Source organism: Desulfobacula sp. (assembly GCF_030611305.1).
Taxonomy (GTDB): Bacteria; Desulfobacterota; Desulfobacteria; order Desulfobacterales; family Desulfobacteraceae; genus Desulfobacula.
This window is the reverse complement of sequence record NZ_JAUWQB010000046.1, coordinates 18,749-28,463: the sequence shown is the minus strand read 5'-3', so window position 1 is coordinate 28,463 and position 9,715 is coordinate 18,749. Positions and strand designations below refer to the sequence as shown.

Sequence of the window (9,715 nt, the reverse complement as noted above, 5' to 3'; positions counted from 1 at the left end):
GTTGAAATATATAAAAAAGCCATGGAATCAAAAGACCCCTTTGATGTGGCAATCCTGGATCTAACCAGTAAAGTCGGAATGGGAGGTCAAGAGACCATGAGAAGGCTTCTTGAAATTGATCCTGATGTTAAAGGGATAGTTATCACTGGTTATTCTGATGATCCGGTAGTTGCCAATTTCAAGGCATACGGTTTTTCTGGATTTATTATAAAACCTGCAACCAGGGATGAACTGAGCAAGCTCATCAATGAGGTTCTTTCAAAGGGTTAATAAATTTTGGATAGTATGACATATGGTATATTGGTTGCCCTTTAAGTTGAACACGCAGGTTACAGTATATGAACCAGTAGTGCTATCAGAAGCTATTCTTCCAGATTAAACTCAATAATATACATTTATCTTGTTTTGAAAAAGTATTTTCTCCCAAAATGATGATTGGATATCGAGGCCCAGCAGCAAAAGCCATTTTTCCGCAGTAAGCTAAATGTAAAAAACATTCCATTTGATAATATTCAAATTTCTTTCCAAAATGAGAATCTTGGTATATAAAATGAATCAAATGGATGCAGAAAATCGATTTGGTCATGTCAGCAAGGAGAAGAATACCGATTATGGAAAAAACATCAGGAGATAGAAAAACCACTTCATTTTTTTTAAGATTTTTAAGAGTTGTTGTTGTCTTGGCTATTGCCATTGCATTAGCAAAATTGCTTATATCTTTAAAAGAGGAACCTGAGAAAAAAGAAATCGTCAAAACGCCCCCCAGCGTTAGGGTAATGGTGGCAATACCTGTTTCAAAAGTCATGACAGTGGATGCTTTTGGCACAGTTAAACCAAGAAAACTGGTAAAAATTGCCGCGGAAGTGCCAGGGAGAATCGATTATATCCATCCGTCTTTTATTGAGGGCGGGGTGATTAATAAGGGAGAGGTTCTGATCAGGATTGATCAAAGGTCTTATAAGCTGGATCGCCAGACAGGACAAGTACGGGTCAGGCAGGCAAAAACAGATATTAAAAGCTTGAAACAGGACATTGAAAATTTGAAAAATGACATCTTGCTTTCCAAAGCCAATGTAGAGCTTGCCAAAAAAGAACTTAAAAGAATCAAAGCGTTGAGTAAAAACCAATTTGCTTCAAAAAACAGTCTTGATAAAGCTGAACAGCAATATTTACAGGCAAAGATTGCCTTGCAGAATATTACCAATAGGCTTTCATTAACCGACACATTAATGGAACAAAAAAATACGGCTCTTACCATGGCCCGTGTTGATTTCCAAAAAGCAGACCTTGCACTTGAGAAGACCCGGATAAAATTTGAGTTTGATGGTTTGATTCTGGATAAATTTGCTGAAAAGGGGGAATATGTCAATCCTGGTCAAGCCCTGGGGTCAATTTATCAAAAAGACAGCCTGGATGTGGATGTGAGAATCCCTTTGGAAAAAATGAAATGGATTGAATCCTTTTTTGAAAACGGGAAAACACCGGATGCAAAGGTGATGATGGCCAACTTTGACTCAATGAAATCCTATGCATGGAATGCGAAAGTCACCCGGATAAAAGCAAAGATTGATGAAAAGACAAGAACCTTGCCCATGACGCTTGAAATACTGAAGACGGATGTAAAAATAAAAAATATTTTCAATTTAAAACCGGGTGCATTTGTTAAGTGCAGTATTATCGGAGAAACTTACAAGAATATTTATGTGCTGCCAAGGCACCTGTTAAAAAGTGATAATATTCTTTTTACAGTGAATGACAATCATTTAAAAATGAAAAAGGTGAATATTTTAAGAAAGTTTGAAGAAGAAATGTATATTGACAGCGGGTTAAATTCGGGTGATAAAATTATTTCTTCTCCCCTTCCAGGTGCCTTTGAGGGAATGAAGCTCAATATCAAACAAAATGGGAAATAAGACATGAAAGCGTTGGGCAAATGGTCTGTTGAACACAGGGTCTCTGTGAACCTCATAATGGTTTTTCTGATTGTGGCAGGGCTGTACACGGTTTTAAACATGAAACGGGAAATGTTTCCTCAGTTTTCCCTTGATATGATCAATATTTCCGTAACATACCCTGGCGCATCCCCGGAGGAAGTTGAAGAAGGGATTTGTATCAAGATTGAAGAGAAGCTCAAAAGCCTTGAAGATGTAAAAACAATGTACTCAACTGCCCTTGAAGGGCACGGGTCGCTAACATTGGAACTTGCGGCCGGGACGGATATTAATGAAAAACTCGATGAAATAAGAACTGAGATAGACCTGATTGACACATTTCCCGACCAAGCAGAAGATCCTGTTATCACCGAGATTAAAAACAATGATCCGGCCATCTATCTGGCCATTTATGGTGACGTGGATGAAAAGGTGTTGCGGGATACTGCCGAGATAATAAGGGATGATCTTGTAGATACGGATGATATCTCCCTTGCAAGCCTTATTGGCGTCAGAGGCTATGAAATTTCCATTGAAGTGTCTGAAGAAAACTTGAGACGATTTAATCTGTCTTTCAAACAGGTTGCAATAGCTGTAAAGACAGGAAGTCTTGATTTGCCGGGTGGTAAGATTAAGACAAAAGGCGGTGAATTTCTGGTCCGGGCCAAGGGGAAACTTTATACGGGCGAAGAGTTTGAACAGATTCCCGTGGTGACAAGGGAAGATGGGACAACCATTAAACTTGGAGATGTTGCAACTGTAATCGACGGATTTGAAGATACGGATATTAAGGCAAGGTTTAATGGAAAACCAGCAGCCCTTATTGTCGTCCGGCGTACGGACAGCCAGGATACCATTGCCATTTCAAAAACAGTTAAAGCGTATATTAAAACGCATAAGGATTCTCTTCCCAAAGGCATCACCCTGGGCTATTGGTTTGATATGGCGGAAATGGTCCAGGACAGAATTGATCTTTTGCTGAAAAACGGTGTCCAGGGAATATTGCTGGTATTTATCGTATTGGCCCTGTTCCTCGATCTTGGACTTGCTTTTTGGGTGGCGTCCGGGATACCCATATCATTTATGGGGGCTTTTCTTGTCCTGAACTATTTCGGCGCATCCATTAACATGCTATCCCTGTTCGGGTTTATCATGACATTGGGTATTCTGGTGGATGATGCGATTATTGTCGGGGAAAATGTCTATACCCATTATAAAACAGGTAAATCTGCCAAAGAGGCGGTGATTGACAGCATTGCCCAGATCGGGGCGCCGGTTGTGATGGCAGTTACCACAACCATTGTCGCATTTACACCTTTGATGCATATTACCGGGATTATGGGAAAGTTCATCTTCATCATGCCCCAGACAGTGATTTGTATTCTTGCCTTTTCTCTTGTAGAGGCCTTTATTATTTTGCCGGCTCACCTTGATCATGCGCTTACTCCGCCAAAAAAAAATAAAAGTCTGATTTACCGGATTTGCTTTTTCTGGCTGGAATGGTTGAAAAAAGATATTTTGGATGCTCATAAATGGGTTCGGGACAGAATTGAAAAAGCCTTAATTGCTTTTATTCGTTCAATCTATACCCCTGTTTTGAAATATTGTGTGCGAAACCGGTATTTCACTCTGGCCATGGGGTTTGGGATATTGATTGTCAGTATCGGGGTTTTGGCAGGCGGACATGTGCCGTTTGTGTTTTTTCCGAAAACCGACAGCAATTGGATTGTTTCAGAGATTATATATCCTTTGGGAACTCCCTTTGAAGCCACAGAAAAGACCGTAAAACAAATTGAAAAAGGGGCTTTTGAGCTCAATGCGTTTTTCAGGGACAGGGTGGCGGGGGGTGAAGACTTGATTGTTAATAATTTTTCACAGGTGGGCATCATTCCTAGAAGGGACTGGAAACCGGGCGTATATGGCGGGCATTGCGGGGAGGCCTGGATTGAGATCCAATCGGCATCAAAACGGCCTGATATCTCTGCACCTGAAGTAACAGCAAAATGGCGGGAACTGACAGGAGATATTCTGGGTTCAGAACAGCTCACCTTTTCCATTATCGGCGGCGGGCCGGGTGGAAATCCAATAGAAATTCAACTGAAGGGCAAGGATCTTGACCAGCTTGAATTTGCCGCAGATGAGTTGAAACAGGAAATTGCAAAATACCCGGGAACTTTTGATATCACGGATACCTTTAGGCCGGGTAAAATGGAAAAACGGATTCATATCAAAAAAGGGGCTGAATCTTTAGGCGTTACAATGGCAGATATTGCTACACAGATACGACAAGCCTATTATGGCGATGAAGCTTTGAAGATCCAGAGAGGCAAAGATGATATCAAGGTAATGGTACGATATCCTCAAAAAGAGAGGGAATCCGAAGCCAGTATTGATGAGTTAAGGATCAGAACCCGGGACGGAAGGCAAGTTCCTTTGAACCAGGTGGCTGATATTGAAATGAAAAGAGGGTATTCAACCATCCAGCGGGTAGACCGAAAAAGGATCATTACAGTCATTTCCGATATCAATGAAGATAGTGCTAATGCTCGGGAAATCGTTGAAGATTTAAAAATGAATTATCTTGATACCCTTGTTAATCGATTTCCAGGGGTGACCTATGATTTGGAAGGCCAGGCCAAAAGGACTGAAGAATCCCTTGATAGCCTTAAGTTAGGATTTTCCCTTGCAGCAATGGTTATATTTTTGCTCCTGGCCAGTCAGTTTAGATCCTATATCCAGCCGGTAATTATCATGACAGCCATTCCCTTTGGACTCATCGGTGCGATTATCGGGCACTATTTCATGAACCTTGATATCACCATGATCAGTATATTCGGAATTGTTGCCCTGTCCGGAATCGTAGTAAATGACGCTTTGATTTTAATAAATTTTATCAATTCAAAGGTCAGGAAAGGCAGTCTGGTTTTTGATGCTGTCATTGAAGCAGGGCAAAACAGGTTCAGGCCGGTTCTGCTGACCTCGGTGACAACGGTCGCAGGCCTTTCCCCGCTTCTTCTGGAAACCAGTTTCCAGGCACAGTTTTTAATTCCAATGGCGGTAAGTATCAGTTTCGGTCTGGTTGCAGCCACTGTTTTAACCCTTGTTTTTGTCCCGTCTTTGTACGTGGTCATTAATGATATGGTAGGGATCTTTGTTGCCGGAGATGATGAAAGCGGATTAAATGAAAATGGATAATATATTTAATAAAAATTTTTGGCTCAACGAGTGGGAGAAAGATAAAAAGAGCGATACTTACAGCGTTCATAAGGGGTTTTCCAGTCAGAAATACTGGGACAATGCGGCCGCTACATATGATCAGAATAAAAAAGAAGTCAAGAATCGCCGGCTTAAAAAGACAATGTCATTTTTTGAAAAGAGTGGTCTTTTGTTTGACGGAATGAATGTCCTTGAAATTGGATGTGGAACCGGAAGGCTTGCAATAGGGCTGGCAAAACACGGTGCGCAGGTGACAGCCCTTGATTTTTCAAAGGGGATGCTGGAACAATTTAAACAGGATATCACGCCTGATATTAAAAAAAATATCACCGTTCTTCATGAAGACTGGTATAAAATAGATATAGAAGCAAAAGGATGGAAAAAGAAGTTTGATCTTGTAATTGCCTTCATGTCCCCGGGAGTTGCAAGCCCGGAATCCTTTTTTAAAATGATGAGCTGTTCAAAAAAAGGATGTGCCATCCGGGGATGGGCCGCAAAAAGGAACCACCCGATTCTCTCTGATTTATGGGAAAAAATCGTGGAAACAGCTCTTGAAGATAAACCCCAGAGTATTTTGTATAAAATAAATCTATTGTTTTCTTTGGGCTTTTTCCCGGAGATTACCTTTGATACCATTGAATGGGACCAGACAGTTTTGGTTAAAGAAGAATTTGGCCGGCAGATGGCCTTTTTTAAAGAAGTGAGCAAAAAAACCGACACTGAGCTTGAAAAAATTATTCGTCCTTATCTTGAGCGCATATCAAAAGACAATTATATTGTCAGGAAGCATAAAGGCTTGACAGCTACGGCAGCCTGGAAGATGGATTCAAGATACCCTTAAATCAAATATGGGCAGCCTGTCTTCGCCCAATTTTTCTTTCTTGATTCCCAATGCAGCACCAAGAATTTGTGTAAAAAGGACCGGAGTGATATTGTGTTTCTGGCATTCATTTTGAAATGACAAATCATTATATTGTATCTGACAATGGGTACATGCAGTGCAGATATGGTCTGCCCCTGATTCTGAGGCTGCTTTTAATTTGGAATTCAGTATTTTTAAAGACAGGTTTTTATTGCTTGTATAAATAGGATTTCCGCAGCATTCAGTGCTTTTTGACCATTCAACGGTTTTAAATCCGGTGATGTTTATCAGTTCTTCAAAAATTCCGGGTGCGTGCGGATTGTCAAACCCGGTGATAGTAAATGGCCTCAACGCGTGACAGCCGTATTGGGTGACAATTTTCTTTTCAGGCAGTTTATGATCAATTTTCTTTTTAATTTCAAGCACTCCAATGTCGTTATAAAGAAACGAAAGAAGATGCTTGATTTTCGTTTTTCCGTCCCAGAAAAGATTTTCATCTGCAAGAAGGCAATCCATTCTTTGTTTTAATTCTTTGTTCTCATGCCATTGGTAAGATGCGTATTTGAGTTGCCCGAAACAGCATTTACAGGGAGTGATGATATCCAGATCATATTTTCGTGCCAGGGCAAAATTTCTTATGGAGGAGAAAACAGAAATTTCAAAACTGGTGCTCCGGGCAGGATAACCGCAGCAATTGAATGGAAGTTGAACCAGGTCCACACCCAGTTTTTCCATTAAAGATTTAAAAGAGGTGTCATAGTCTCTTAAATAAAAATTTATTTTACACCCCGGGAAGTATGCAAGTTTCATAATTTGTTCGCCTTGTCCGCTGCGTTCATGATTTTTAACCTGTCGGCCGCTTGATTTGAGATGTTTCGAAGTTCTATAATGATATCTGCAACTTTTATTTCACTGGGACAATGTTCCTGGCATAAATAACAGGTCAGGCAGTTCCAGACCATTCGGGTTCCTGCAGCCGTCTGTTTTTTCCCCAGCCTTAACAGGTTCATTATTTGCTGGGGAGTCATGTCGTTATCGTTGCCACCATAAGCAACGACGGGGCAGACATTGGTGCAAATGGTACACTGAACACAATTTTCAAAAGAATAAACACGACCGGTAAGATTTTCAGTCAGCTCATGTGCCCCGGTGGCCTGCTCTTTTTCCGATTCTTTGTTTCCCCACTCCTGAAGTGCCTTATCTTTTACAAAGGTATAATTATCCGGATATCCCATTTTTTGAAGTGTTTGCGGAAGTGTCTTCCATAATCCCTGAAGGTCAATTCCTGAAGGACAGATATCCGTACAATTATTGCACATTGTACAGTCATCATTCCCAAGTTGAAGCTGATTCAGCTCTTCCGGCTTCAGATGTGCCGTGAATATGATTTTTCTGGCAGATTCGATTTTGGAATGGGGCAGGATCTGTTTATTCCGTGTGATTAGAAAGTTTGGATAAACACTGCAGACCTCTGAACAGATACCGCAGTTTGTGCATGCAGCAAGGGTTGCAGGGTGAATGAATACCGCTTTTTTTTGAAAGTATTTGTCCGTCACTTTATGTCTTGCACTTGCAAAAGGAATCAGTAACATATGGAAAAATCGTGAAAAAGGAAGACAGACAAGCATTAAAAATGAAAGCAGGTAATGAATCGGATACAGCCAATTGTCTGCACGGTAATGGTTTAAAAAGTTTGCAGGTTTTCCAAGATGCATGGCAAAAGCATTTGATACAAAGGCACTTTTTATTTTTGAGTGGCAGTCAAGGCAGTAGTCATTGTTTAAAAGTCTACCTCGTTCAAGTGTATCTTCGGTAATGAGGAGGTCTTTTTTAAAACTAACCTGATAATGGGTTTTCCAGTAAATTTTCAGATTATCAAGGCCTGTCTCCTCATCCAGATCGGAATAGTCTTCAACCATTTCTAAAAACGCAGGTTCTGAGATGATTTTTATTGTTTCAAGCATAAACCCTGAAGTAATCACTAAAAGGATCAGGATAATGGAAAAAATCCCTTTATATTTTATTTTGTTATCCTGGTTGATTCGGGTATTGAAACTTCTTCTAAACAAAAATCCTATGCATCCGACCAGTACCAGAAAACCGGCAAAATTTCTCAGGAACTGAAAGGGATCAAGAGTGGGCTGATAGTATTGAAACAGGTTAAAGACAGTCAATTCGTCCAATGCGTGGAAAAAAACCAGATAGATAAAACCTGAAAACACAAGAAAATGAACTGCCCATCTTGTTTTTGATGCACGAAACAGCCTTGATTGAAAAATCGTGTTGAAAAGGGCTGGCTTTAAGTCTAAATTCAATTTTAATTTTGGCACCCATAAGGAGCCTTTTTTTTTAAACCGGTAAACCTGGAATAAAAGACCTGCTGTTGATAGAATTAATGATGTATATAAAGCAATCTGAAACATCAGTGTCCCGCCGCACTTTTTTTATAAAAATCATTAACCGATGTAAATGCGCTTACAGCTGACACTCCTGAACCTGATTTGAGCCTGACCCAGTCATTGTGGGCAAGAATTGTCCCAATTGCATAAAGATTTTCATAAACAACAGCGCCATGTGTATCCACAGGTCGGAAAACATTGTCTGTTTCCACGCCTGCCGTGTTAATCATGTGTCCTTGTTGTTCAAAAAAATTGATGTGATGCCAAAGGCTTCTTTTGTCTGGTTGATAAACCGGCAGGTTGAACACGGTTTCCTGTATATAGCCTCTTTGGGCATGGAGTCCTCCTCCCGGGAATCTTCCCGTGGCAAGAATAACCCCCCTGGATCTTATTTGAGTTTCCATATTCTGATTCACCGCATCTAAAACAAATTCAGATCCGTTAAACTGTGGTGACTTGATTTTTGCCTGAGTCAAAAAATGAACATTGTTTTCAGCCAGTTTTTTTTCAAATGCATTTTTCAGCCGTAATCCTGGAATGGAAGGCGGCATCATCGGAATTTCAAAAATATCAAGACCGGTCATTTTTTCCAGACGGGTAAGTGCATCAAGACTTTTATTTACACCGCATACCGCAGGCATCCCCATCAGTTCAACCTTATCTAAAAAAGGAGAAATTTGCGTGGCAAGCTTTTTGAGAAAGGAAGAATCTTCAAACAGTGTCGCAAAATATGTTGGATTTAAATCGCCGCCTTCCCCCGGCACATCCACACTTAAAGTAAGAATATTGGGATGGATTTTTTTTAAAACATCCGCCATTTGTCCGGCACAAAAACCCTTTAGCCCTTTAAAGTCTACAAGCAATAAGGGTGTATTATTTTTTAGCAGACAGCCTTTTGAAATAGTTTCAGGAATCATACAGGTTGGTTTAAATGTACCGGCAGCGGTGAGAACAGATCTGTTCCTTTTATCTGGTTTAACGTAATTAAGTCCGGTTGATTGTAAAAACCGGGCTAAAAAATCAAAACTTTTCAATATTGCTTCCAAGCCGGTTTTTGAATACGGATGGTCTGGCATCTCTTTTTGTAATAATTCCAGGCCTGTTCGGGGATCTTTCAAGGGTATTCGTGAATGAAGCGGATAGACACCTAAAAAATCAAATAAACCGCTTGCAAAATAAAGTTGTGATGAATTACCCGTCTGAACCGTTTTTAAGCCGAGGGCAGAAGCGCGAGCCGCAGCAACCATGCCGGCAAAACCGGCACCAATCACTGTTATGTCACATGTGATATATTTTTTATCTTTCAT

The 9,715-nt window shown here is 40.5% G+C and carries 7 protein-coding genes; 4 read left to right on the top strand and 3 right to left on the bottom strand.

The annotated features are described in order from the left end of the window. The 4 genes from QAI40_RS10245 to QAI40_RS10230 form a co-directional block, all read left to right on the top strand. Nucleotides 1-270, top strand: a 270-nt coding sequence (locus QAI40_RS10245; protein ID WP_304511619.1) for a response regulator, incomplete at its 5' end; no start/stop codon positions are given. 341 nt (nucleotides 271-611) lie between these two features. Continuing rightward, nucleotides 612-1,913, top strand: coding sequence for an efflux RND transporter periplasmic adaptor subunit (locus QAI40_RS10240; protein WP_299980522.1), 1,302 nt, complete (start codon nucleotides 612-614; stop codon nucleotides 1,911-1,913). A 3-nt stretch (nucleotides 1,914-1,916) separates the two neighbouring features. Next, a complete protein-coding gene (locus QAI40_RS10235; protein WP_299980524.1) occupies nucleotides 1,917-5,126 on the top strand; it encodes an efflux RND transporter permease subunit in 3,210 nt (1,069 codons plus the stop codon). Further along, the gene (locus tag QAI40_RS10230; protein WP_299980526.1) at nucleotides 5,113-5,988 is read left to right on the top strand and encodes a class I SAM-dependent methyltransferase; all 876 of its coding nucleotides are present in this window, start codon (nucleotides 5,113-5,115) and stop codon (nucleotides 5,986-5,988) included. The genes QAI40_RS10235 and QAI40_RS10230 overlap by 14 nt, the downstream gene beginning before the upstream one ends. On the opposite strand, the gene QAI40_RS10225 is transcribed toward QAI40_RS10230, so the two are convergent. The 3 genes from QAI40_RS10225 to glpB are packed head-to-tail and all read right to left on the bottom strand — an operon-like array spanning nucleotide 5,974 to nucleotide 9,715. Next, nucleotides 5,974-6,819 (bottom strand): CoB--CoM heterodisulfide reductase iron-sulfur subunit B family protein, encoded by an 846-nt coding sequence (locus tag QAI40_RS10225; protein ID WP_299980528.1) that lies wholly within the window; start codon nucleotides 6,817-6,819, stop codon nucleotides 5,974-5,976. The two genes, QAI40_RS10230 and QAI40_RS10225, sit on opposite strands and share 15 nt — an antisense overlap. After that, the gene (locus QAI40_RS10220) at nucleotides 6,816-8,432 is read right to left on the bottom strand and encodes a 4Fe-4S dicluster domain-containing protein (RefSeq protein WP_299980530.1); all 1,617 of its coding nucleotides are present in this window, start codon (nucleotides 8,430-8,432) and stop codon (nucleotides 6,816-6,818) included. The genes QAI40_RS10225 and QAI40_RS10220 overlap by 4 nt, the downstream gene beginning before the upstream one ends. Beyond that, nucleotides 8,432-9,715 (bottom strand): glycerol-3-phosphate dehydrogenase subunit GlpB, encoded by a 1,284-nt coding sequence (gene glpB, locus QAI40_RS10215; RefSeq protein WP_299980532.1) that lies wholly within the window; start codon nucleotides 9,713-9,715, stop codon nucleotides 8,432-8,434. Before glpB ends, QAI40_RS10220 begins: the two co-directional genes overlap by 1 nt.

Bases quoted from the DNA above. Each gene is read 5' to 3' on its own strand.
- QAI40_RS10240 (WP_299980522.1), top strand. From the start codon at position 612: ATGGAAAAAACATCAGGAGATAGAAAAACCACTTCATTTTTTTTAAGA.
- QAI40_RS10225 (WP_299980528.1), bottom strand. From the start codon at position 6,819: ATGAAACTTGCATACTTCCCGGGGTGTAAAATAAATTTTTATTTAAGA.
- QAI40_RS10220 (WP_299980530.1), bottom strand. From the start codon at position 8,432: ATGTTTCAGATTGCTTTATATACATCATTAATTCTATCAACAGCAGGT.
- glpB (WP_299980532.1), bottom strand. From the start codon at position 9,715: ATGAAAGATAAAAAATATATCACATGTGACATAACAGTGATTGGTGCC.
- QAI40_RS10230 (WP_299980526.1), top strand. From the start codon at position 5,113: ATGAAAATGGATAATATATTTAATAAAAATTTTTGGCTCAACGAGTGG.
- QAI40_RS10235 (WP_299980524.1), top strand. From the start codon at position 1,917: ATGAAAGCGTTGGGCAAATGGTCTGTTGAACACAGGGTCTCTGTGAAC.